The 23,348-nt window shown below is 71.6% G+C and carries 21 protein-coding genes, 1 tRNA gene, 1 pseudogene and 1 riboswitch; of the genes and pseudogenes, 14 read left to right on the plus strand and 9 right to left on the minus strand.

Annotated elements, in window-relative coordinates:
* Together IGA62_RS13410 and pknB are read left to right on the plus strand one after the other, a co-directional pair.
* A complete protein-coding gene (locus IGA62_RS13410) occupies nt 1-1,476 on the plus strand; it encodes a serine/threonine-protein kinase (protein WP_145821191.1) in 1,476 nt (491 codons plus the stop codon).
* Nucleotides 1,473-3,293, plus strand: coding sequence for a Stk1 family PASTA domain-containing Ser/Thr kinase (gene pknB / locus IGA62_RS13415; RefSeq protein ID WP_145821189.1), 1,821 nt, complete (start codon nt 1,473-1,475; stop codon nt 3,291-3,293). Before IGA62_RS13410 ends, pknB begins: the two co-directional genes overlap by 4 nt.
* A gap of 71 nt (nt 3,294-3,364) precedes the next feature.
* Here pknB and IGA62_RS13420 read toward each other — a convergent pair whose 3' ends face one another.
* From IGA62_RS13420 to IGA62_RS13435, 4 genes and pseudogenes are all read right to left on the minus strand, one after another.
* Entirely contained in the window at nt 3,365-4,015 is a 651-nt protein-coding gene (locus IGA62_RS13420) for an aminodeoxychorismate/anthranilate synthase component II (RefSeq protein WP_145821187.1), read from the minus strand.
* A gap of 4 nt (nt 4,016-4,019) precedes the next feature.
* Complete coding sequence (locus tag IGA62_RS13425) at nt 4,020-4,307, minus strand: hypothetical protein (protein WP_091454268.1); 288 nt, start codon at nt 4,305-4,307, stop codon at nt 4,020-4,022.
* 4 nt (nt 4,308-4,311) lie between these two features.
* A pseudogene (locus IGA62_RS13430) lies at nt 4,312-5,715 on the minus strand (class E sortase); the annotation flags it as partial.
* Nucleotides 5,716-5,819: 104 nt separating this feature from the next.
* On the minus strand, nt 5,820-6,620 hold the full coding sequence (locus tag IGA62_RS13435) for a DUF881 domain-containing protein (RefSeq protein ID WP_091454270.1): 801 nt from the start codon (nt 6,618-6,620) through the stop codon (nt 5,820-5,822).
* 213 nt (nt 6,621-6,833) lie between these two features.
* On the opposite strand from IGA62_RS13435, the gene IGA62_RS13440 reads away from it, so the two are divergent.
* From IGA62_RS13440 to IGA62_RS13465, 6 genes are all read left to right on the plus strand, one after another.
* Nucleotides 6,834-7,097, plus strand: coding sequence for a cell division protein CrgA (locus tag IGA62_RS13440; protein WP_145821182.1), 264 nt, complete (start codon nt 6,834-6,836; stop codon nt 7,095-7,097).
* 371 nt (nt 7,098-7,468) lie between these two features.
* Nucleotides 7,469-9,664 carry a (Fe-S)-binding protein gene (locus IGA62_RS13445; RefSeq protein WP_145822247.1) on the plus strand — a complete coding sequence of 732 codons (2,196 nt, stop codon included), beginning with the start codon at nt 7,469-7,471 and terminating at the stop codon, nt 9,662-9,664.
* A 319-nt stretch (nt 9,665-9,983) separates the two neighbouring features.
* Nucleotides 9,984-11,363 carry a hemolysin family protein gene (locus tag IGA62_RS13450; RefSeq protein WP_186500085.1) on the plus strand — a complete coding sequence of 460 codons (1,380 nt, stop codon included), beginning with the start codon at nt 9,984-9,986 and terminating at the stop codon, nt 11,361-11,363.
* Complete coding sequence (locus IGA62_RS13455; protein WP_145821179.1) at nt 11,348-12,388, plus strand: hemolysin family protein; 1,041 nt, start codon at nt 11,348-11,350, stop codon at nt 12,386-12,388. The genes IGA62_RS13450 and IGA62_RS13455 overlap by 16 nt, the downstream gene beginning before the upstream one ends.
* A gap of 128 nt (nt 12,389-12,516) precedes the next feature.
* Nucleotides 12,517-13,533 carry a C40 family peptidase gene (locus IGA62_RS13460; RefSeq protein WP_145821177.1) on the plus strand — a complete coding sequence of 339 codons (1,017 nt, stop codon included), beginning with the start codon at nt 12,517-12,519 and terminating at the stop codon, nt 13,531-13,533.
* A 241-nt stretch (nt 13,534-13,774) separates the two neighbouring features.
* A riboswitch (cyclic di-AMP (ydaO/yuaA leader) is annotated at nt 13,775-13,906 on the plus strand.
* A 13-nt stretch (nt 13,907-13,919) separates the two neighbouring features.
* Nucleotides 13,920-14,960 carry a C40 family peptidase gene (locus IGA62_RS13465; protein ID WP_145821175.1) on the plus strand — a complete coding sequence of 347 codons (1,041 nt, stop codon included), beginning with the start codon at nt 13,920-13,922 and terminating at the stop codon, nt 14,958-14,960.
* Between the two features lie 122 nt (nt 14,961-15,082).
* Here the strand turns inward: IGA62_RS13465 and dcd are convergent, their stop codons facing one another.
* Nucleotides 15,083-15,661: a dCTP deaminase gene (dcd, locus tag IGA62_RS13470; RefSeq protein ID WP_145821172.1), complete on the minus strand. Its 579-nt coding sequence runs from the start codon at nt 15,659-15,661 to the stop codon at nt 15,083-15,085.
* Nucleotides 15,662-15,756: 95 nt separating this feature from the next.
* Between dcd and IGA62_RS13475 the strand changes: the two genes are divergently transcribed.
* On the plus strand, nt 15,757-16,311 hold the full coding sequence (locus IGA62_RS13475; protein ID WP_145821170.1) for a pyridoxamine 5'-phosphate oxidase family protein: 555 nt from the start codon (nt 15,757-15,759) through the stop codon (nt 16,309-16,311).
* 67 nt (nt 16,312-16,378) lie between these two features.
* Here IGA62_RS13475 and IGA62_RS13480 read toward each other — a convergent pair whose 3' ends face one another.
* A complete protein-coding gene (locus tag IGA62_RS13480; RefSeq protein WP_145821167.1) occupies nt 16,379-17,362 on the minus strand; it encodes a zinc metalloprotease in 984 nt (327 codons plus the stop codon).
* A 289-nt stretch (nt 17,363-17,651) separates the two neighbouring features.
* Here IGA62_RS13480 and IGA62_RS13485 point away from each other — a divergent pair.
* Nucleotides 17,652-17,725: transfer RNA gene (locus IGA62_RS13485), tRNA-Gly, on the plus strand.
* A 147-nt stretch (nt 17,726-17,872) separates the two neighbouring features.
* Here the strand turns inward: IGA62_RS13485 and IGA62_RS13490 are convergent.
* Complete coding sequence (locus tag IGA62_RS13490) at nt 17,873-18,277, minus strand: hypothetical protein (protein ID WP_145821165.1); 405 nt, start codon at nt 18,275-18,277, stop codon at nt 17,873-17,875.
* A gap of 411 nt (nt 18,278-18,688) precedes the next feature.
* Here IGA62_RS13490 and IGA62_RS13495 point away from each other — a divergent pair, with 411 nt between their 5' ends.
* Together IGA62_RS13495 and IGA62_RS13500 are read left to right on the plus strand one after the other, a co-directional pair.
* A complete protein-coding gene (locus IGA62_RS13495) occupies nt 18,689-19,042 on the plus strand; it encodes a hypothetical protein (protein ID WP_145822245.1) in 354 nt (117 codons plus the stop codon).
* Nucleotides 19,043-19,289: 247 nt separating this feature from the next.
* Nucleotides 19,290-20,174: an LLM class flavin-dependent oxidoreductase gene (locus IGA62_RS13500; protein WP_186500083.1), complete on the plus strand. Its 885-nt coding sequence runs from the start codon at nt 19,290-19,292 to the stop codon at nt 20,172-20,174.
* 12 nt (nt 20,175-20,186) lie between these two features.
* On the opposite strand, the gene IGA62_RS13505 is transcribed toward IGA62_RS13500, so the two are convergent.
* Nucleotides 20,187-20,618 carry an ASCH domain-containing protein gene (locus tag IGA62_RS13505; protein ID WP_145821161.1) on the minus strand — a complete coding sequence of 144 codons (432 nt, stop codon included), beginning with the start codon at nt 20,616-20,618 and terminating at the stop codon, nt 20,187-20,189.
* Between the two features lie 108 nt (nt 20,619-20,726).
* Nucleotides 20,727-21,278: a phosphoribosyltransferase family protein gene (locus IGA62_RS13510; RefSeq protein WP_145821159.1), complete on the minus strand. Its 552-nt coding sequence runs from the start codon at nt 21,276-21,278 to the stop codon at nt 20,727-20,729.
* A 171-nt stretch (nt 21,279-21,449) separates the two neighbouring features.
* Between IGA62_RS13510 and IGA62_RS13515 the strand changes: the two genes are divergently transcribed.
* A complete protein-coding gene (locus IGA62_RS13515; protein ID WP_145821157.1) occupies nt 21,450-22,103 on the plus strand; it encodes a septal ring lytic transglycosylase RlpA family protein in 654 nt (217 codons plus the stop codon).
* Between the two features lie 95 nt (nt 22,104-22,198).
* Nucleotides 22,199-23,326 carry a PP2C family protein-serine/threonine phosphatase gene (locus IGA62_RS13520; RefSeq protein WP_145821155.1) on the plus strand — a complete coding sequence of 376 codons (1,128 nt, stop codon included), beginning with the start codon at nt 22,199-22,201 and terminating at the stop codon, nt 23,324-23,326.
* Nucleotides 23,327-23,348 lie beyond the last annotated feature (22 nt).

Here is a 23,348-nt window from a genome sequence, read left to right on the forward strand (position 1 = left end):
ATGCTCAGCCCCGGCGTTCAGCTCGGCAACCGCTACCGTCTCGACGAGCGGATCGCCAGTGGTGGCATGGGTGACGTCTGGCGTGGCACCGACCAGGTGCTCGGCCGGGTCGTCGCGGTCAAGAGTCTGCTTCCCGCGTTGCTGGACGAGCCGGGGTTCGCCGAGCGGTTCCGTGGTGAGGCACGCACCATGGCGACCATCAACCACCCCGGTGTGGTCGACATCTACGACTTCGGCAGCGACCAGCAGATCGCCTTCCTGATCATGGAGTACGTCGAGGGGGACGCCCTCTCGGCGACCCTCAACCGGGTCGGGCGGCTCACCCCCGCCCGCACGATGGCGCTGGTGGCCCAGGCCGCGGACGCCCTGCATGCCGCCCACGGCAAGGGCATCGTGCACCGTGACGTGAAGCCCGGGAACCTGTTGGTCCGCCCGAACGGCACGCTGGTGCTGACCGACTTCGGTATCGCCCGGTCCGAGCTGGTCGGCCAGCTCACCGCCGCCGGATCGGTGCTCGGCACCGCCTCGTACATCTCCCCGGAGCAGGCGGCGGGCGCGGTGGCCACCGCGGCCTCCGACGTCTATGCCCTCGGGGTGGTCGCCTACCAGTGCCTCGCCGGTCGTCGGCCGTTCGAGGGGGACAACCCCCTGGAGATCGCGATGCGGCACGTCCGGGAGACCCCGCGTCCGCTGCCGGGGGACATCCCGCCCCCGGTCCGCGCGCTCGTCGACCGGGCGATGGCCAAGGACCCGACGGCCCGCTGGCCGAGCGCCGCCGCCCTGGCCGGTGCGGCCCGGCAGGTCAAGGCCGCCCTCGCCCACCAGAACCGACCGGGTGGTCGGGCCCGACCGGTCTCCGTCGCTCCTTCGTCGCCGGCCACCCCGCCGGCTACCTCGCAGGCGCGGGCGCAGGTCCCGCCCCCGCAGCGGCAGCAGCAGCCCCGTCCGCCGGTCGTACCGCAGCCGCAGGCCCGGCCGCAGCCGCAGGCCCGGCCGCCGGCAGCGGCGCGTCCGGTCGCCTCGGTCCCGGTGTCTCCGCCCCGCCCCGCGCCGCCGGTCACGCACCGCCCGGTCGCTGCGCATCCGGTCACCCCGTCGCGTCCGCCGGTGGCGCACCCCGGCTACCCCCGGGGCGCGGCCCCCGTCCCGTCGGCTCCGCCGCGCCAGGTCGGCTACGCTCACCAGCCCGGTCCGCCGCTTCCGCCGGACAGCGGGCCACGCGCCCGGACCGTCCTGGTCGTCATCGCGCTCGCCGTGCTGGTCCTGATCTGTTCCGGCGTGATTTCCTACAGCATGCAGGCCGGCGACGACTCGACGGCCAGCTCGGCCGGCCTGCTCCGGTTACCGAACGTGACGTCTGCGGCACCGACGGGGAGCGGAGATGACGACGGCACCCCGTCGTCGTACCGTCGGGTGGGACTGCCCGTGCCGGCTGGCGACGGGACGACGACGAGCGAAGGACGACAGACGCGATGACTGCGCAGGCCCGCCTGCTGGGTGGCAGGTACCAGGTCGGCGAGCTCCTCGGCTACGGCGGTATGGCCGAGGTGCACCGCGGTCGCGACCTGCGGCTCGGCCGGGACGTCGCGATCAAGATGCTCCGGGCGGACCTGGCCCGCGACGCGACCTTCCAGATGCGGTTCCGCCGGGAGGCACAGAACGCCGCCTCGCTCAACCACCCCGCGATCGTCGCCGTCTACGACACCGGCGAGGAGACCGCCCCCACCGGCGAGACCCTGCCGTTCATCGTCATGGAGTTCGTCAACGGACGGACGCTCAAGGAGGTGCTGGGCGCGGAGGGCCGCCTCCAGCCCCGCCGGGCGTTGGAGATCACCGCGGACATGTGCGCGGCGCTGGAGTTCAGCCACCGGCACGGCATCATCCACCGGGACATCAAGCCGGGCAACGTGATGCTCACCCTGACCGGCCAGGTCAAGGTGATGGACTTCGGCATCGCCCGGGCGCTGGCCAGCGGTGCCACCACGATGACCCAGACCAGCGCCGTGATCGGCACCGCCCAGTACCTCTCCCCCGAGCAGGCCCGGGGCGAGGCGGTGGACGCCCGGTCGGACGTCTACGCCGCCGGCTGCGTCCTGTTCGAGCTCGTCTGCGGCCACCCGCCGTTCGTCGGGGACAGCCCGGTCAGCGTCGCCTACCAGCATGTCCGGGAGGCTCCGCCGACGCCGAGCGACATCAACCCGGACGTCACCCCGCCGATCGACGCGATCGTGCTGAAGGCGCTGTCGAAGAACCCGCTCAACCGGTACCAGAGCGCCGGGGAGATGCGGGCCGACCTCCTCCGGGCCGCCGCCGGGCGTCCGGTGGCCGCCACGCCGGTGCTCCGCGAGGACGAGACGGCGGCGATGGGGCCGGCACCTGCGGCGGCCGCCTTCCCGGCTGCGGCGACCGCCCCGCAGACCCGGCAGATTCCCGCCCGGGTGGGCGACCCGCGTCGACGCCGCGCCTCGTCCTGGGTGATCGCCACCCTCGCCGGCCTGGGCGTGCTCGCGGTGATCGCCCTGGTCGCCGGACTGCTCCTGCTCCAGAACCGGGAGACCACCGTCCAGGTGCCCACCCTGGTCGGCAAGAGCCAGGAGGCGGCGATCGCCGACCTGACCGCCGCGAAGCTGCGGCACGAGGTCGGCGCGCCGGTGCTCAGCAGCGACTGCAAGAAGGACACCGTGGCCCGGCAGGATCCGCCGGCCGACGAGAAAATCAACGAGAACGAGACGGTCACGCTGCACATGTGCGGCGGCAAGCCGGTCGTCACCATCCCGGGCAACCTGGAGGGATCCCGCTACGAGAACGTCGAGGCACAGCTCAAGGCGCTGAAGCTCGTTCCCGAGCGCAAGGACGTCAACAGCGACGAGCCCGAGGGGCTGGTCGTCAACCTCACCCCGGCCTCCGGGAAGAGCGTCCCGGAGGGCAGCAAGGTCGTCGTCGAGGTCTCCCGGGGCAACGTCCGACAGGTGCCGGACGTGGTCGGCGAGAGCGAGGAGGACGCCAAGGAGGAGCTGCGCGAGGCCGGCTACGAGGTCAAGGTGCGCAAGGGCGACGAGGTGCCGAAGGACCAGGCGGGGCGGGTGACCTACCAGACCCCGAAGGGCGGGTCGTCGCTGGCCCGGGGGCAGACGGTGACCATCACGGTCAGCCAGCCGGCGCCCGAACCCGACCCGAGTGGCACGCCGCCGACGGACGGGACGACCCCGACCCCGACGCCGACCGACGGCGGGCGCGGCGGCAGCCTGCCGTTCCCGACCCTGCCGCCCCGCGACGACTCCTCCTGGAGCTGACACCGGCCCGGGGAGACGAGAACCCTCCCCGGGACGGACCCGGGTAGGCCCTTCGGGCCGCCGGGAAGCCGTCAGACGGTGGCGAAGGCGGCCAGGCGACGGGCGTCGACCTCGGCGGCCAGCTCCGGCGCACGCTCCCGGGCTGCGGTGAAGCCGCAGGTGGCGAGCCAGTTGGCCAGCATCAGATGGCCGCCCTCGGTGAGCACCGACTCCGGGTGGAACTGGACCCCCTCCACGGGCAGGCTGCGGTGGCGCATCGCCATCACCACGCCGGAGCCGGTCCAGCCGGTCACCTCCAACTCGTCCGGCAGGGTCTCGGGAAGCACCGCCAGCGAGTGGTAACGCGTGGCGGTGAACGGGTCGGGCAGCCCGGCCAGGACACCGGTCGAGGAGTGCCGTACCAGCGAGGTCTTGCCGTGCAGCAGCTCCGGGGCGCGGGCCACGGTGGCACCGAACGCCTCGCCGATGGCCTGATGACCGAGGCAGACACCGAAGATCGGCAGCTCGCCGGCGTACCGGTGGACGACGTCGAGGCAGATGCCGGCCCGGTCGGGGCTGCCCGGACCGGGGGAGAGCAGGATGCCGGCCGCGCCGATCCGACCCACCTCGTCGATACCGATCTCGTCGTTGCGGCGCACCTCGCAGTCCACGCCGAGCTGGCCGAGGTACTGCACCAGGTTGAAGACGAACGAGTCGTAGTTGTCGATCACCAGTACGCGCATCGACTCACCTGTCCGGAGAGGGGGGTGGGGTGTTGTTCTGCTCCGTGTCGTACGGCAGGTCGTGCTCGTCACCGGGCGGCTCGCCACCGGGTACCCCGGGGTCTCCCCCGGCCGGGCCACCGGGCACCTCGGCGTCCTGGGTGACCTGCACGTCGTCGAAGGGGAGCAGCGGTTCGGCCCAGGGGAAGACGACGTACCAGAGCAGCGCGACCGTCGCCGAGGCGAGCAGCACCGAGCCGACCAGCTTGCCGGGGAGGCCGAACGGGAGTTTCCGCCAGATCCACGCGTACACGACCTCAGCCCCCCAGCTCGGCCGGGCGACCCGCCGACTTGTCCTGTGAGCGTTCCATCTCGGCGTGGATGATCAGCCGCTCGTAGTTGTCGAACTTCGGGTTGCAGGTGGTGAGGGTGAGCATCCGCCTGGTCGGCTTGGCCCCCGGCCTGCCGGGGACCGGTGCGACCACCTCGACCTGCGACGGCTTGACGATCCGGGTCTGGGAGACGCGGTACACGTACCACTTCTCCTTGGTCTCGACCACGATCGCGTCACCGTTGTCCAGCTCGTCCAGCCGCCAGAACGTGGCCCGGTTGCGGTGGCCGGCGACGGAGAAGTTGCCCAGCTCACCGGGCATGGCGCTCTTCGGGTAGTGCCCCGGCGCGTACCGGATGTCCTTCTGGGTGACGCCCTCGACCACGATCCAGTTCTTGTCGAGGCTGGGGATGTGGAGCCCGGCGATCGGCTTGCCGTTCACCGGTGCTGCCGGCGTCGTACGGGGACTCGGAGTCGCCGACGGCGCCACGGTGGGGTCGCCCTGCGGGCCCCACGACTGTTCCAGCTGCTGGCTGAGGTCGTTCTGGTGGGCGTCGACGATGGCGGACTTGCCCCACACCTCGTACCCGGCGAAGAGGAGCACCACCAGGCCGAAGGTGATGAGGACCTCACCACTGACCCGGATGCCGCCGCGCAGCCGGGACCAGACCGTGGGACGGGTCAGCTCCGAGTAGACGCTGCGGTAACCCTTGTCGGTCTGCTCCGGGCGCAGCTGCACCACCCGCTCACCCCGGCGGGGCTGCGGCGGGGCGGTGTCGGGTGCGGTGGTGGCCGGCTCGTCGTCGCGGGCCGGGAGACGCGGAACGGCGCCCATCAGGGCTGTCGTGTCGGGACCCGGGGCTGGTGCGCGCCGGCCGAGCGCCGTGATGACCACGGTCGGCCCCTCGATGTCGCCGCCCGGTGGCCGGTGGCTGGTCGGCCCGGCCGTACCGCCTGGCGGCCGGTCGTTGGCCGGCGCCGTCGTGCCGCCTGGCCACCGGTCGGTGACCGGCGAGGCCGTGCCGGCTGGCGGCCGGTCGTTGGCCGGCGAGGCCGTCCCGGCTGGCGGCCGGTCGTTGGCCGTCGTGCCGGCCGGGTCCGGACGCTGGCCGGGGCCGGAAGTGGGGCCGGAAGTGGGGCCGAAAGCGGGGCTGGGAGCGGGGCCGGGAGCGGCGGGGCGAGCGGACGGGTTACCGGGCCAGCGTGGCGGCGCGGACGGGTGGGCCGGCGGCGGGGAGGCCGACGGCCGGGAGGTCGGCGGTGCCCACGGCGGCGGCACCGGCGGCCGGGCGGACCGGGGTGGAGCGGCGGGCGGAGCCGTGGCCACGGGCGGGGCGCTGGGACGCGGCGGAACCGGGTCCGGCCAGCGTCCGGCGGCGGGCTCTCGCGGGGCGTTGGGGCGGTCCACCCGGGGGAGGACGGCGGTGGGCTCCTCCGGGTGATCGGCCTGGTACCAACCCGGGCGCTCCCCCCGCCGGTCGTCGGACGTCCCGGTCACCGGGGCACCTTCGCCGAGCGGAGCGTTGTCGAACCCTCGAAGGCCGGCACGCTGACCGTGGAGACGGTCTCGCGGTAGCCGAGCTGGTAGTGGTCGACCGCGTCCTTGAACAACCGGACTCCCTCAGAAGCGGCGAGGGCCTGCTGGAGCGCAGCGGGGTCGCCGATTGCTACGATCTTGAATGGAGGGGAGTACACCCGGCCGTGCAAGAGCAGGGTGTTACCTACGCAGCGTACCGCGCTGGTGGTCAGGACGCGGACGTTCATGATTGACATGGCCTCCGCACCGCCGGCCCAGAGCGCGTTCACGACTGCCTGGACGTCCCCCTGGTGGACGACCAGGTCGTCGTTGCTCGCCCCTTCGGGCAGGCTCTCGAGCCGCCGGGCGTCGTCGAGTTCGACGGTGACCCCCGGGCCGGTGAGCGCGGTGAACCCGGCGGACTGCCGGCCGGCCGCCGCCCGGCCACGTTCCGCGGCGATCGGCTGGTCGGTGTCGGCGAGCGCCTCGGTCTGCCGTTCCACGTCCGCCCGGAGTCGCGCCGCCTCCGTCTCCCGCGCCGCCACCCGTTCCCGGGTGTCGTCGATGAGCTGGGTGAGCTGCGGCCGGCGGTCCTCGCGCAGGGCGGTGCCCCCGGCGGTGGTGGCGGTGGTGGTGAAGAGCAGCCCGGCCGCGGCGGCGATCAGCGGTACGCCGAGCGACCACCCCGGACGTCGCTGGCGCGGTCGTCGGGGCAGCAGCCCGGCCACGGCCCGCCGGAGCACCTTCTGCCAGGACGCCGCGCCGGATGTGTACTCCACCGCGCGCTCCTTCCCGTGGTCACCCGTCAGGACTGGCTCGACACCCGACCAGTTCCGCTCTTTTCGGTCACTACCTGCATTCGATTGACCCCGTTCATGGCCTCAACGGGTCTTCCGGACTACGCTAGCTTTCGAAACATTATTGGCCATGGACCGTCGCCCCCGCGCCCGGTTGTCAGGCCGGACGAGGTCGTATCCCCTCTGGAGAGCGTCGTGCCCAAGTCACAGGTCCGCAAGAAGAAGGTGTACACCCCGCCGACGGACGTGCGTCCGACGGCCACCGCGGCGACGCGCAAGCCCAGCCCGGTCTGGCTGCCGATCCTGGCGATCGCGCTGATCGTCTTCGGGATCGGCTGGCTGGTGGTCTACTACCTCTCCGAGCAGGCCTACCCGGTCGCCACGTGGGGCTACTGGAACCTCGCGGTCGGCTTCGGCGCCATGGTCGCCTCGCTGATCGTGCTCTCCCGCTGGCGCTGAGCGCCAGCGGTCCTCGACGTCCCGGCCCGCGCCTCCGAAGGTTCCGGCGTGGCCGGGACCACGCCGTGGCCTGACCGTGGCGTCTCCGCCGTGGCCCGACAGTGGTGCGCGGGCGCGACATGTCACCACGCGGAGCCCCTGATCTGCGCAGGTCGGCCACCCCTTCTAAGGTGTCCGCAGGGCGGCGCGGCCAGGTGCGAGGTTCCTCACGTTACTACCGGGTAACCTTGCGCGTAGGCTGCACTGCATGACCGAGCGGAGCGAGGTCATCGACCGGTCAGGTCAGGGTCGCGGTGGTCAGCCGGCGGCGCGACACCCCGACGCCGGTCGCCGAACCGCTCGCCAGGCAGCAGACCGTGGAGGCCAACGCTATGGGCAGCGTCCAGCTCGTCACGACGATCCTCGCCGCCGCCATCACCGCTCTGGCGGTGTGGCTGGCCGTACAGGCGGTGCTGCGGATCGTGGCAGTCGTCCGGCTCGGGCAGCCAGACCCCGGACGGTTCGGTGACCCGGTCACCCGGACGAGGACGATGCTGGCCGAGACGGCTGGGCACACCCGCATGTTGCGCTGGAGCGTGGTGGGTGCCGCGCACTGGTTCGTCATGGTCGCCTTCGTCGTCCTGTCGCTGCTGGTCCTCGAGGCGTACTTCGAGGTGGTCTCGCCCACCGGCGGCCTGCCGCTGATCGGTGGCTGGACGGTCTACGGGCTGGTCACCGAGCTGATCGCCATCTTCGGTGTGGTCGGCATCGTGGTGCTGATCGCGATCCGGATCCGCAACCGGCCCAGCCGGCCCGGCGGGCGTTCCCGGTTCACCGGCTCGACCATGTGGCAGGGCTACTTCGTCGAGGCGGTGGTCCTCGCCGTCCTGATCATGGGTTTCCTGATCCGGGGCTTCAAGGTCGCCACCGACCACTTCGAGTACCCGACCTGGGCCACCCCGGTCAGCCACGCCGTCGGCGCGCTGCTGCCGAACTGGGAGGCCGGGGTCAGCGTCGCGGCGCTCATCAAGATCATGATTTCGATGACCTGGCTCATCGTGATCGCGCTGAACGTGACCATGGGGGTGGCCTGGCACCGCTTCCTGGCCTTCTTCAACATCTTCTTCAAGCGTGACCCGGGCCGGGCCGGCTCCGGTCTCGGCGCGCTCCGGCCCATGACGAGCAACGGCAAGCCGCTGGACTTCGAGGAGGCCGACCCCGAGTCCGACCAGTTCGGGGTGGCCCAGGTCGAGCAGTTCACCTGGAAGGGCCTGCTCGACTTCAGCACCTGCACCGAGTGCGGCCGATGCCAGTCGCAGTGCCCGGCGTGGAACACCGGCAAGCCCCTCTCACCGAAGCTGCTCGTGCTCAGCCTGCGCGACCACGCGTACGCCAAGGCGCCGTACCTGCTGGCCGGGGGCGGCAAGGACCTCACCGGCGAGGAGAAGGCCACCGCGGCCCAACTCGCCCACGTCGACGTGCTCGCCCTCGCCGAGGCGGAGAAGCCGCTGATCGGCGGGGCCGAGGAGGGCGGGGTCATCGACCCGGACGTGCTCTGGTCCTGCACCACCTGCGGGGCCTGCGTCGAGCAGTGCCCGGTCGACATCGAGCACGTCGACCACATCGTCGACATGCGGCGCTACCAGGTGCTGATCGAGTCGAGCTTCCCCTCCGAGGCCGGCGTGATGCTGCGCAACCTGGAGAACAAGGGCAACCCCTGGGGCGCTCCGCAGAACACCCGGGAGGACTGGACCAAGGGCCTCGACTTCGAGGTGCCCCGGGTCGGCGAGGCGGAGGACTTCGAGTACCTGTTCTGGGTCGGCTGTGCCGGCGCGTTCGAGGACCGGGCCAAGAAGACGACCCGTGCCGTCGCCACGCTGCTGCACGAGGCCGGCGTCTCCTTCGCCATCCTCGGCGAGGGGGAGACCTGCACCGGTGACCCGGCCCGCCGGATCGGCAACGAGTTCGTCTTCCAGATGCTCGCCCAGCAGAACGTGGAGACCCTGAACGAGGCGTTCGACGGCCGCGAGAAGAGCAAGCGCAAGATCGTCGCGACCTGTCCGCACTGCTTCAACACGCTCGGCAACGAGTACGGGCAGCTCGGCGGCGAATTCGAGGTGGTGCACCACACGCAGCTCCTGGCCCACCTGGTCGCCACCGGCAAGCTCACCCCGGTCCAGCCTGTCGACGGCGGGGTCACCTACCACGACCCCTGCTACCTGGGCCGGCACAACCGGGTCTTCGCCCCGCCGCGCGAGGTGCTCGGCTCCGCCGCCTCGGAGGGCATCACCGAGATGCCGCGCAACAGCGAGCGCTCCTTCTGCTGCGGTGCCGGTGGGGCCCGGATGTGGATGGAGGAGAAGATCGGCAAGCGGATCAACGTGGACCGCGTCGAGGAGGCGATGTCCACCGGCGCGAAGACCATCGCGGTCGGCTGCCCGTTCTGCTCGACGATGCTGAACGACGGGGTCAACGGCAAGGGGGCCGGGGAGCAGGTCGAGGTCGTCGACGTGGCGAGCGTGCTGCTCCGCTCGGTGAGGCCGGAGCAGAACCGCGACGGCCAGCAGGCCGAGCCGGTCGCCGGCTGAGCCGAGACCGTTCGCGGGTCCGTCCGGGCTCGCCATGGCGGCTTGCTCCTTCGGACGCTGTCGAGCTGCCCCGTCTGTGCTACCGCGACCGTCGGTAGCACAGACGGGGCAGCTCGACAGGTACGCCGTGCTGGGTCCCCCCAGGCCGCGAGTCACCCGGCCGAGGCGCGGGCCGCTGCCGTACCCCGCCCTGGGCCTCCGCGAGGGTCACCGCCGGAGTCGGCCACGGCTACGCCCGCCGGGTCATCCGGACATGGCTCGACGGTGACTCGAAGCCGCGATCCGGACGGTCCGCGTACTCGTCCGGTAGCAGGCCGTCATGGGAGAATCTGCCCGAGGTGAGACGGTCATCGACGGTCTGGTGCTGGCCACGCTGCTGCCCCTGCTCGGCTTCCTCCTGCTGACCGGGGGCAACGCGTTCTTCGTCGCGGCCGAGTTCGCCCTGGTCACCGTCGACCGGGCGGAGATCGACCGGCGGGCCGAGGCCGGTGACGGTCGGGCCGGGACGGTCCGACGGGCGCTGCGGGAGCTCTCCTTCCAGCTCTCCGGGGCGCAGCTCGGCATCACCATCACCGCGCTGCTCACCGGGTACCTCGCCGAACCGGCGCTCGCCCGGCTCTTCGCCCCGCTGTTGCGTCCGGTCGCCGGGGACGCCACCGACCGGTTCACCCCGTTGCTCGCGCTGGTGCTGGCGACCCTCGTCTCCATGCTGGTCGGCGAGCTGGTCCCGAAGAACGTCGCCCTGGCCAGGCCGATGCCCGCCGCACTGGCCACCGCAGGTCCGATGCGGGCCTTCTCCCGGTCGTTGGGCTGGCTCATCCGAGGGCTGAACGGCTCGGCCAACTGGTTGGTCCGTCGATTGGGCGTGGAGCCCCAGGAGGAGCTGGTCAGCGCCCGTAGCCCGGACGAACTCGGGCTGCTCGCGGCCATCTCGGCGCAGGCGGGCGCGCTGCCGCCGGAGACGGCGATGCTGATGCGGCGCACGATCCGCTTCGCCGACAAGCGGGCCGCCGAGGCGATGACGCCCCGGGTCGACGTGGTCGCGCTGCGAGCCACGGCCACCGTCGCCGAGCTGCTCGACCTGGCCCAGCGGACCGGGCGTACCCGGTTCCCGGTGTACGAGGAGACCCTGGACCTGGTGACCGGGGTGGTCGCGGTGCCCGACGCGCTCGGTGTGCCACCGATCCGCCGGTCGGTGACCAGCGTCGGGCAGATCGCCCACGAACCGGTGTGCGTCCCGGAGAGCCTGGACCTCGACGGCGTGCTGGCCGCCCTCAGGGCCGCCGGCGCGGACCTGGCCATCGTGGTCGACGAGTACGGCGGCACCGACGGGGTGGTGACCGTCGAGGATCTGGTCGAGGAACTGGTCGGCGAGATCGCCGACGAGTTCGATCCGGCCGGCACGTCGGAGACCGGACCGGCGGAGCCCGTCGCGCCGGGTGGGGAACGGGCCCTCCTGGTGGACGGTGTGCTCCGCGCCGACGAGCTGGCCGAGCGGACCGGCTTCCGGCTCCCTGACGGGCCGTACGAGACCCTGGGCGGCTTCCTGATGGCCCGGCTCGGGCGCATCCCGGTGGCCGGCGAGGCGGTCGGGGAGGCCGGCTACGAGTTCACCGTGGTCGAGGTCGACCGGCACCGGGTCGAACAGGTGCGCGTGCTCCGTCGGCGAGGAGACGGCCAACCGTGGTCGAGCTGCTGATCGGCCTGGGCCTCCTGCTCGGCAACGGGTTCTTCGTGGGCAGTGAGTTCGCCCTGATCGCATCCCGCCGTACGGTGATCGAACCGCTCGCCGGGAGCGTGGCGCGCGCCCGGTGGGCGCTGTCGGCGATGAACCAGATCCCGTTGATGATCGCCGGTGCCCAGCTCGGCATCACGGTCTGCTCGCTGGGGCTCGGCGCGATCGCCGAACCGGCTCTGGCCCACCTGCTGGAGCCGCTCTTCCACGCCATCGGCCTGTCCGCACGGGCGGTCCACCCGGTGGCTTTCGTGATCGCCCTGGGCGTGGTGGTGTTCCTGCACACCGTGGTCGGTGAGATGGTGCCGAAGAACATCACCCTGGCCGGGCCGGAGCTGTCCGCGCTCTGGCTCGGGCCGGCGATGCTGGCCTTCTGTCTCGCCACCAAACCACTGCTGCTGGCGATGAAGTGGGCGTCCCGACGGGTGCTGCGGCTCTGGCGGATCGAGGCGGCGGACGCGGTGAAGACCGTCTTCACCGCCGAGGAACTGGCCGGCCTGGTGTCGCAGGCGCGCACCGAGGGGTTGCTCGGCTCCACGGCACACGCCCGGATCACCGGGGCGCTCGCCCTGCACACCCGTACCGCCGCCGACGTGTTGCAGCCGTGGTCCACGGTGACCACCGTCACCGAGGACGTCTCACCGGCCTCTCTGGAGGTGCTGGCCACCCGTACCGGACGGTCGCGCTTCCCGGTGGTGCAGCGCTCCACCCGGCGGGTGCTCGGCTTCGTGCACGTCAAGGACGTGCTCGGGTACGTCGGCGCGAGCCGCCGTGCTCCGGTGCCCGCCGAGGTGTACCGGCCGCTGGCCGTGGTGCCGCCGGACCGTACCCTGGCCGACCTGCTGCTCTCGATGCGCCGCGAGGGACGGCACATGGTGCTGGTCAGCGACGGACGGCGACCGCTCGGTGTGGTGACCCTCGACGATGTCCTGACCGCCATCGTCGGTGGAATCGGTACGGTGGGTGCCCGCGCGGTCGCCGGAGCGTGAAACGAGACCCCCTCACCTTGATATCGCCCCGTGGCTTCCCTAATGTGGGGCACCGGCCGCTGTGGATCGTCTGCCCCGCCATCCTCTCCCTCGCGGGGCGCCCGGTGGTCTGGTCGCCAAAGGAGTTCGTGCCGGTGGCAACCCTGCCCCCTCAGCGTCACGCACCGGATCGACTCCCCACTCGTCCGGGTGGGCTCCGTCGGTTCGTTCGTACCCTGGTCACCCTGTCCGCCGCCGTCGTGGTCGGTGCCGGACTGCTCGCTGCTCCCGCGCAGGTCGCGCCCACTCCCGAGGAGATCGAGGCGCAGATCGACAAGCAGTGGGAGCAGTTGGAGCCCACCATCGAGAAGTACAACGAGGTCCGCAGCCAGCTCAAGGTCAACCAGAAGAAGTCGGCCGACCTGGCGAAGAAGATCCAGCCGCTCGCGCTGCAGAGCGACATGGCCATGAACCGGATCGGCGCCCTGGCCTCCCGGCACTACATGACCGGCCCGTCCCAGGAGATCGGCGCGCTGCTGGTCAGCGCGAAGCCGGGCACCCTGGCCGAGCAGATCGGCCTGCTCGACCGGCTCGCCGCCCACCAGCGCAAGGAACTCCAGGGCGTGCTGGCGATCCAGGCGAAGTACGAAGCCGAGAAGCAGAAGCTCGACACCCTCATCACCAGCCAGACCCAGCAGGAGAAGGACCTGGCGGCGAAGAAGGCGAAGATCGATACGGAGATCAAGCGGCTCCGGGCGTCCATGCCGAAGACCGCGGTCAGCGCCCCCGGCTGCCCGCTGATCAAGGGCGTGATCAGCAGCAAGGCCAACACCGCCATCAGGACCGCCTGCGCCCAGGTCGGTGACCCGTACGTCTGGGGTGCCACCGGGCCCAACTCGTTCGACTGCTCCGGGCTCACCCAGTACGCCTACAAGGCCGCGGGTATCCACCTGACCCACTTCACCGGCGCGCAGTGGCGTGAGACCAAGTCGATCAGCCGCTCCGAGGCCCGCCCCGGTGACCTGGTCTTCTTCTTCAGCGACCTGCACCACGTCGGGCTCTACCTGGGCAACGGCATCATGGTGCACGCCCCCCGGGCCGGTAAGCCGGTGCAGGTGGCCAGCATCAACCACATGCCGGTCGCGGGCTTCCGCCGCCCGTACTGACCGATCCATCCTGACGACGCGGGTCCCCGGCCACTGGCCGGGGACCCGCGTCGCGATGGGCCAACGAACGGCGCCCACAGTGGTTACTGTCGGAAATCGGCAGGTGGCACTCCCGCGAAGCGTGTTGCGGATCGACGACGGCCGTCCCTAGTCTCGGCACTTGCCGAGCCGGTGACAGGTCCGCCATTCGGAGGCGGCAACGGCTCGACACCGCCGAGTCGCACGACGCACGTCGCCACAACGAGAAACGTCGCCACAGCAGAGCGAGCCGGGGAACCACCAGCACCATCGGGGTGAATCCGTACGCCAGGTAGGGCGCTCCCTTCCCGCCCGAACCCGTCAGCTAACCCGGTAGGCGGTCAACGGAAGAAGGAGTACGGAGCCCGGTGGCACACCATGCCCCGCGGCCACCGTCCGCCCGGTCGGCCCCGGCTGCCCGGACGACGGCTGCGCCGCGTCCATGCTGGTCCCGCTTCACCACCGTCATCACCGTCCTCGCCGGAGCCGCCGTCCTCGTGACGGGCGGTGCCGGCGCGGCCCACGCCGAACCCTCGGTCGCCGAGATCGAACGTCAGATCGACCGGGAGTGGAACGCCCTCGAACCGGTTATCGAACAGCACAACGCCACCCGGCAGGCGCTCGCCACCAAGCGGCGGCAGGCGGCGGCCCTCACCGCCCGGATCGAGCCGCTGCGACGCCAGATCGACCAGGCGATGAGCAAGGTCGGCGGGCTCGCGATCCGGGCGTACAAGGGGGAGAACGCCTCCGCCCTGAACGCCATGCTGGCCAACCCGTCGCCAGCCACCGTCGTCCACCAGCTCGAACTGCTCGACCAGTTCGCCCGCCGGCAGCAGGACGACATCCGGCACGTGGTCGAGGTGCGAGACCAGCTCAGCGCCCGCAAGGCTCCGCTCGACCGGCTGATCGCACAGCTCGGTCAGGCCGAACGCCAACTGGACGCCAAGCGGCGGCAGATCGACGTCGACATCGCCCGCCTGCAGAAGATGCGCCTGAAGGCGTACGGCGACGGCGGTGGCACCAGCCTGCGCCCCGCCCCCTGCCCCGCCGTCTACCCGGGCGGTGCCGCCGGCCGGGCCGTCGGCTTCGCCTGCGCCCAGATCGGCAAGCCCTACGTCTGGGGGGCCGAGGGGCCGAACGCGTACGACTGCTCCGGGCTCACCCTCGCCGCCTGGGCACGGGCCGGGGTCACACTGCCGCACAACGCCGCCCAGCAGCGACGGGCGACCGCACCGGTGAGCCGGAACGACCTACGCCCCGGCGACCTCGTCTTCTACTACGCCGACCTGCACCACGTCGGCATGTACGTCGGCAACGGCTGGCTGGTGCACGCCTCCCGGGCCGGCGCGCCGGTGAAGATGAAGCGCGTCGACGACGGCCCGGTGCACAGTTACGGTCGGCCGGGCTGAGGTGGTAGCAGGGGACCCCTGTTACCGCATTTTGTGTAGCAGGGGTCCCCTGCAGCCACCTGACGAAGCGGAGCGAACACCATCACCACCACCGGAACGAGGGGTGGCGGGGGCGGCAACGTTCAGCGGGTGGGCCAGGTGCGCCAGTTCCGCCAGGCCCGGCTCGGGGTCGGCCCACGCTGCCCCTGGTAGCGCGAGCCGTAGACGGCGGAGCCGTACGGATGCTCGGCCGGCGAGGAGAGCCGGAAGATGCAGAGCTGACCGATCTTCATGCCGGGCCAGAGCGTGATCGGCAGATTGGCCACGTTGGAGAGTTCCAACGTCACGTGGCCGGAGAAGCCCGGGTCGATGAAACCGGCGGTGGAGTGGGTCAGCAGGCCGAGCCGGCCCAGGCTCGACTTGCCCTCCAACCGGCCCGCGAGCTGGTCGCCGAGCGAGATGACCTCCAGCGTGGAGGCGAGCACGAACTCGCCGGGGTGCAGCACGAAGGGCTCTCCCTCGGGCACCTCCACCAGCGAGGTGAGGTCGTCCTGCTGCCGCGCCGGGTCGATGTGGGTGTAGAGGTGGTTGTTGAAGACCCGGAAGAGCCGGTCCAGGCGTACGTCGATGCTGGAGGGCTGCACCAGACTCGCGTCGAACGGCTCCAGCGCCAGCGTGCCAGCCTTGATCTCGCTGACGAGGTCCCGGTCGGAGAGCAGCATCGCACCACCATAGCGAGGACCACCGGCCCCACGATCCGGCGGGTGACCAGCGCGTCGGGCTGCGTTTTCGTACGCGTGTTCGATAGGATGTCGGTATGGCTTCCTGGTCCGAGTTCGCCGCCGACGAGCCCCGCCTCGCCGACGCGATCCGCCTTCTCATGCAGCAGTACGGCCCGGGCTTCGGCTACCTGGCCACGGTCCGGGCCGACGGTGGCCCCCGGGTCCATCCGGTCTCCCCGGTCATCACCGACGAGGGACTCTTCTGCTTCGTCATCGACTCGCCCAAGCGCCGCGACCTGGAGCGCGACGGGCGGTACGCGCTGCACTCGTTCCCGCCGGAGGAGAGCGACGACGAGGCGTACGTGGCCGGACACGCCCGCCCGGTCACCGACCACGCCCGGGTGGCCCGGCTGGCGGAGAACTTCCGGGCCGAGCCCCGGGCGGACTGGCGGTTGTTCGAGTTCACCGTCGACGTGGCCATGCTCGCCCGGCGCGATCACGTCGGGATGGAGGCCCCCGGTGCGCGGCAGGGCGGCCCGGCGGTGCAGGTCTGGTTGGATCCCCGGGCGAGTGACACTCCGGCGGCCGGTCAGCCGGCCGTACCGGGACGGGCCAGGCGACGACGGGCCGCGCACCGGGCCGCGGCCTGAGCCCGGACACGCCGATGCCGGCTCCGCGGGACGGAGCCGGCATCGGGTGGGTGGTGCGTCGGGTACGTCAGGCGGCGCGGTACGCGTTCCACGCGGTCAGCATGCGGCTGGCCTGCCCCGGGGTGAACTGGTACATGCACGAGTCGTACGTGTAGTCCATGAAGTTGGTGATCGGGTCCAGGCCGGCGGTGGAGCAGGTGTCCCGGCCGGTCGGGCACTCGAACGCCGGCGACGCCTCCGCCGGCGTGTCCGAGACGCTGTCGCCCGAGCTGGCGCAGCCGCCCTGGAAGGTGTGGTACAGGTTCAGCCAGTGGCCGACCTCGTGGGTGCCGGTGTCGCCCTGGTTGTAGTTGGTGGCGGTACCGCCCGGCAGCGACTCGCTCAGCACGACGACGCCGTCCATGCTGCTCAGTCGCCGGGTCGGGAAGGTCGCCCAGCCGAGCAGGTCGTCGCTCAGCTCGCCGAGGTAGATGTTCAGGGTGCCCTTGCCGCCCTCGCGCAGCGAGGTCTTCATCGAGCGCTCGGCCGACGAGCCCTGCACGATCGGGTACCACGACGGGTTGGTCACCCGGTTGATCTTCTGAAGCTGGAAGGCGAAGGCGGTGGCGGTGCCGCCGGTCGCGCCGCTGAAGGACTGGTTCAGCACGCTGATCTGGGAGCTGACCATCGAGTCCGGGATGTTGCCCCCGGCCCGGGTGCTGTCCCGCTGGATCACGTGCACCACGACCGGGATCGTGATCGAGGCCGTCGCCGCCGGCCCCTGCTTCAGGTCGGTCCGCTTGGCCCGTGCGGCCAGCACGGCGGCCAGGTCGGCCTCGCGCTCACGGACCTGCGTCGCGGTCAGCTCGTTCGGCTCGTGCTTGGCGACGCCGCCGACCTTGATCTTTGCATCGGAGTGGGTGTCGGCCGGCTCGGCGCAGGCCTCGTCCGCGTGGCCCACGTGAGCCGCCGCAGGAGCGACGCCAACCGCTGCCGTGCTGAGCAGCAGGGCGAGGGTCGTGGTTGCGACACCGGCCACGCGCCGGGTCAGCAGGTTGGGACGAAGTCCCATGTGTCCACCTCTTTCTGCCGGCATGACGTGGGGTCTGTCACACCGCGGCTGAGAACGTGTGGCAGAGGTTACAGCCGATCGACACATTTGAGAATGGCCATATGTTGCCGCGCGGTAACGTTTGGCGCGTCCGGTCGGTGAAGCCCGCGCCGTCGGCTTCCGGCCCGCCCGTCCTGATCGGGTGAGGCGGTGATGCAGGGTCTCTGCGGCTCGGCGCGATGGCGGGGGTGGACGAAGGAGGGGTACCTTGGTGCACGCGGCGAGCCGCTCAGGTACAGTGGTGCCGCCTGCGGGTGTAGTTCAATGGCAGAACATCAGCTTCCCAAGCTGACAGTGCGGGTTCGATTCCCGTCACCCGCTCCACCGCGAAGGCCCTGGTCAGGACGCAAGTCTCGAGCTAGGGCCTTCGATGTTTCCGGTGCCCGTGATCCGATCGACACCGAAGGTTTGTTTGGGTCGTACTCGGGGCCGAGCAGCCTGTTCGCAGCCGTGCCGACCCGTCCGAGCACGTCAGGTGCCCGCGGTTCTCCGCGCAGAGCGAACCATTAGGGCGGCGGCTACCGCGGCCGACGCATACGCCGACAGCACCGTCAGAACCGTCCAACCGATCCCCGCGGGCCGGACGCCGCAGCCCAAGACCGTACCGGCAGCCAGGCCGCCGGCGGAGACGAGCCAAGGTCGCGGCAGTCGGCTCAGAAGCGCGATGGTGACGCCAGTCAGGTAGCAGAGCGGCAGGCCACAGCCAAGGAACACAATGCTCGCCACGCCGAGTGCGTCAGCGCTGTTGGTGTAGTTGTTGCTGTCCGCCTGCGCGTACGCTTCGGCGAACCGGTACGCCAGATATGCCGCCGCCACAACAGCAGCACCAACGCCTGCCCCTCGGGCCGCGAGGCCGAAGATCGCTCGGGTCGACATCCCGAACATTGTCCTCCCCAGCCCGTCGCGCTGCGTGTCCGATGCCGCTTTCTTGATCCGGTTTGGCCGCCACATGTCACGTCGGGACGCAATTTCCCCGGACCAGCCCGCACGGCGGGTGGATGCCCTCGGTCAGCTCGGTTCCCAGGTCGGTGCGGCGCATGGCGAGGGGGCGGACGTGGCCGCCGTACTCGGCGGAGATTGCCGAGCACGTCGACAGAATGGGGGAAGGGCCACACGGGACGACCGCGACCCCGGCCGAGGAACAGCGCCGGGGTCGGGGCGACCGGTTCGAGGTCGGGCAGGGTCGGAGCAGCATCGGCTTACCCCTATGCGGTGAACGCGGTGGTGCCGCTGGCCGATCCGTCGGTACCGTTCGGCCTCACCCTGATTCCGAGTGGCGAGGTCGACATGAGCAGCGGTGACGGTACGACGGTGCTGTGGCGTCCGACCGGCCCGGAGGAGTTGGCCCTTGTCCGTGAGTCGGGATGGCGTCGCTGGCCTCCACGCCTGCCGGACCAGCCGATCTTCTACCCAGTCCTGAACGAGGACTACGCGATCATGATCGCGCGGGACTGGAACGTGCCGGCGTCCGGTGCCGGCTACGTCACCCGCTTCCGGGTGGAGTCACAGTTCGTGAGTCGCTACCCGGTGCAGCAGGCTGGCGGGAAGACCATCCTCGAACTGTGGGTACCGGCCGAGGAATTGGACGGGTTCAACGCGCACATCGTGGGTCTGATCGAAGTCGTCCATGAGTTCCACTAGCCAAGCCAAGGGCGTCCCCGCCATCGGATGATCCCCACGACTGCCGGGCGAGCCGTGCCAACCACCGGCGGCGGCAGGACCACCGAGGACACCGGCTCAGCCACCGGGACCGGAGCGGGCACCGGTGCCGGCACTGTGGCGACCACGATCGCCGAGGACGGCTGGACGGCGCCGTCTGGTACGGCGCCGCGTCGTACTTTCGGGGGTGCCGGGCGGCAGACCGGACGAAAATCGCAGGCCGTAGGGTGTGATCATGCGCATCGGCATCGTGATCCTCCCCGACCAGCGTTGGTCCGAGGCGCAGCGGCGCTGGCGGCAGGCCGAGGACTGGGGTTTCGACCACGCCTGGACCTACGACCACCTCGGCTGGCGTGACCTGGTGGACGGCCCCTGGTTCGATTCGATGTCGACGCTGACCGCCGCCGCCCTGGTGACCTCGCGGATCCGGCTGGGCACGCTGGTCGCCTCGCCCAACTTCCGACACCCGGCCGCCTTCGCCCGGCAGGTGACCACGCTGGACGACATCTCCGGCGGGCGGCTGCTGCTGGGCATCGGCGCGGGTGGCATCGGGTTCGACGCCACCGTGCTCGGCGGGGACACCCTGCCGCCTCGGCGTCGGGTGGACCGGTTCGGCGAGTTCACCGAACTGCTCGACCTGGTGCTCCGGCAGGACGGCGTGACCTGGCGCGGCGAGTGGTTCTCGGCCGTGGACGCCCGGAACAATCCCGGCTGCGTGCAGATGCCGAGGGTGCCGTTCGTGGTCGCCGCCAACGGTCCGCGCTCGATGCGGCTGGTCGCCCGGTTCGGTCAGGGCTGGGTCACCACCGGCGCCGGCGGGGACGACCTGGAGACCTGGTGGGAGTCGGTGGCGGCGCTTGCCGCCCAGATGGACGTGACCCTGGACGGGGCCGGACGTGACCCGGCCACCCTCGACCGTTACCTGTCGCTGGACGCCGCCCCGGTCTTCTCGATGACCAGCGCGGACTTCTTCGCCGATGCGGTCGAGCGGGCTGCCCGGCTCGGGTTCACCGACGTGGTGACCCACTGGCCACGGCTGAGCAGCTGGTACGCCGGGGACGAGAACGTGCTCGCCGAGGTCGCCGAACGCCTGCCGGAGCTGCGCCGGATCTGAGCCGGGGACCGGTCAGGTGCCCAGGTCGCCGGTGGCGACGCCACCCGCCCCGGCCGACACCAGCCGTAGGCGGACGCAGACGACGGGCGTGTCGTCGGTGACCGTGCTCCCCTCGCCGGCCCAGAAGCGGAGGTGACCGGCCCGCCACTCGTCGAGATCCCGGTGCCCCTCGCCCTCCGAGCGGGCGAAGTCCCAGGTCACGTCCGCGAAGCGGACCACGTCCACAGCGGTGACCTCGACGACGCCGACCAGTGCGTCGTGGTCGTCGACCAGGGCCAGCCGTTCGCCGACGTACTCCAGTTCCTCGCCCTCCGTGGCGTACTCGCTGAGCAGCCCGGTCGTGGCGGTCTTCACTCCGGCCAGCACGAGGCTGTTGAGGTTGCTCCGCATGGGGCCGGGCGTGCCGAGGGCGAGAGTGCGCAGGTCACCGATCCTTGGCCACATTCCGCCGAGGCTACGCGACCCACCGCCCGACCGCCGCCGGAATTGCGGCGGCGTGCCGGCAGCCCGTGCCGGCGGACGTGGAGGCGGACGTGGAGGCCGGACAGGAGGTCAGCTCCCGAGACGGTCGGCGTCGAGCAGGGCCCGGACGCGCAGTTCGGCGTTGACCTGCGGCGGGCAGTCGGTGACCACCACCGCGGTGCCGACCGTCTCCGCGCCCCGGGCCGCGCAGAGCTGGTAGAGCGCCCGGACCTGCGCCCCGGTGGCGAGCCAGTCGTCGACCACCAGCACCCGGTCGCCCGGCCCGAGGTGGCGGTCGCGGACGCCGAGGGTGATCCGACGGCCCCGGAAGTCGGGTGTGCTCTGCGCCCAGGTGGTCGGGCCGGGCGGCTGCCGTCCGTCCGCGGGCTTGTGCGCCGGGACGAAACCCACCCCGAGTGCGGTGGCGGCGAGCGGACCGAGGAGCAGGCCGGTGACGGCGGGCGAGACCACGACGGTGGGCGCGGCGGCGCGGAACGGTGCCACCAGCGCCGGGCCGATCTCGGTGAGGACGTACGGGTCGCGCCACCAGCCGGAGATGTCGCTGACCAGATGGCTGCTCTCCGGACCGGGGTCCGACCAGCGGAACAGCTGGACGAGGCGCTGGCTCAGCTCGGTGGACATCGCCCCATCCTGCCCGTCCGCTGTCGGGGCCCGGCAGTGCGACCCTGCCTCGGATGATCGGCTACACGTATCCCCGCGAACTATGACATATGCCCATGATCAGGTTGACTTCCGAAGTGCTTCTCTCGCTACGGTCCGAGCCGATTTGTTAGTAACCGGAAGGACGGGTCGATGGCTGGCAGGCACCCTCGGATTCGGATGTTCTCCTCGCCCGCCGGCATCGCGGCCTCCGCCGCCGTCGCCGTGGCGGTGGCCGTCGGTGGCACGGTCGGTGCGGTACACCTGACCTCGGCGGAACCGGATCTCGCCCGGCCGGGGCCGGTCGTGGCGACGCCGGCTCTGCCGTCGCCGGAGAGCCCTGCCCCGTCCTCGTCGTCGGTCAGCCCGTCTCCGGAGAGCGCCGCGTCGCCGACCGCCAGCCCCACACCCACCCGCCCGACCGCCGCCTCGCGGAGCAAGCCGCGGGCCCGGGTGACGTCGACGCCGTCGAAGCGGGCCACCACGAAGCCGGCCGCGCCGAAGCGGACCGCCCCGACGGTGGTCGAGAGCGGGACCTGCGGTGCGTCCTTCTACGCCGAGGGGCAGATGACCGCGAACGGCGAGACGTTCGACCCGTCGGCGATGACCGCCGCGCACAAGACGCTGCCGTTCGGCACCCGGGTACGGGTGACCAACCCCGCCACCGGGGCCTCGGTGACCGTACGCATCAACGACCGGGGGCCGTACATCGACGGTCGTTGCATCGACCTGTCCCGGGCGGCGTTCGGCGCGATCGCCTCCCTCGACCTCGGCCACCTCACCGTCTCCTACGCGGTGCTCGGCTGAGTCGGGTCGCGTATCGGCTGGTCACAGCGGTCCGTGCGGTCAGAACCGGCTCGGACGACGGGCCAGGGTCATGCGCTGATCAACCTCCATAGGGCATGCTGTGCTGCGTACTCACGCATCCCTTCCAGCGGCTCCGTAGTCCGCTGAGCCCCGGATCCCGCGCCGGTCTCGGCGCGGCTCTCGTCCTGCTCGGGTTCATCTGGGCGGTCGAGGCGGCCGACGGCAACGGGGCCCACTACCTGGGGCTGATGGCCGCCGCGCCGGTGCTCGCGGCGGTCTTCGCCACCTGGCGGGTGGTGCTCGGGGTGGGTGCGGCGGCCACCGCCGGCGCGGTGGCGTTCGCGTTCTCCGAGCCGCGCGTCTCGCTGGACACCGCCACCAACGTCGCCGCGATCGCGCTGGTGACCGCGCTGGTGGCGGTGGTGGCCGGGGTGCGGCAACGGCAGGCCAGGCAGATCGCCGAGTTGTCCAAACTGGCGTCGGTCGCCCAGCAGGCGGTACTGCGTCCGCTCGGCCCGCAGGTCGGGACGCTGGCCGTGGCGGCCCGCTATATCTCCTCCACGGCCACCGCCGAGATCGGTGGCGACCTGTACGAGGCGATCGACACCCCGTACGGCGTGCGCATGATCATCGGCGACGTACGGGGCAAGGGCCTGGACGCGGTCCGGCTGGCCAGCATCGTGCTCGGCTCGTACCGGCACGTGGCGCACGAGCGGGCCGACCTGCGGGCGGTCGTGTCCGACCTGGACCGCGCGGTGGCGCGCAGCGTCGGCGACGAGGACTTCGTGACCGCCGCGGTGGTCGAGGAACGGGGCGGGACGCTCACCATCGTCAACTGCGGGCACCCGTCGCCGCTGCTGCTGCGCCGGGGATGCGTGATCCCGCTCGAACCGCCCGCCCCGGCACCCCCGCTCGGCTTCATGCCCGTGGTGCAGCCCCGGGTGGAGCGGCTGGAACCGGGCGACCGGCTGCTGCTCTTCACCGACGGTCTCGGCGAGGCCCGCCGGGACGGCGAGTTCTTCCCCACCGCCGACCGGGCCTGGCGGCTGCTCGGGCACGGAACGGTGGCGGACGGGCTGGCCTCGCTGGAGACCGCCCTGGTCGAGTGGGTGTACGGCCGGCTCGACGACGACATCGCCCTGGTGCTGATGGAGTACGCGGGCCCGCGCAGCGAGGCGACGGCGGCCGTGCCGAGCTGGGAGGTGGGTGCCACCGAGGGCTGAATGCCCGGTGTGTGTCCGCTGT

Source organism: Micromonospora sagamiensis (assembly GCF_014680085.1).
GTDB lineage: Bacteria > Actinomycetota > Actinomycetes > Mycobacteriales > Micromonosporaceae > Micromonospora > Micromonospora inyonensis.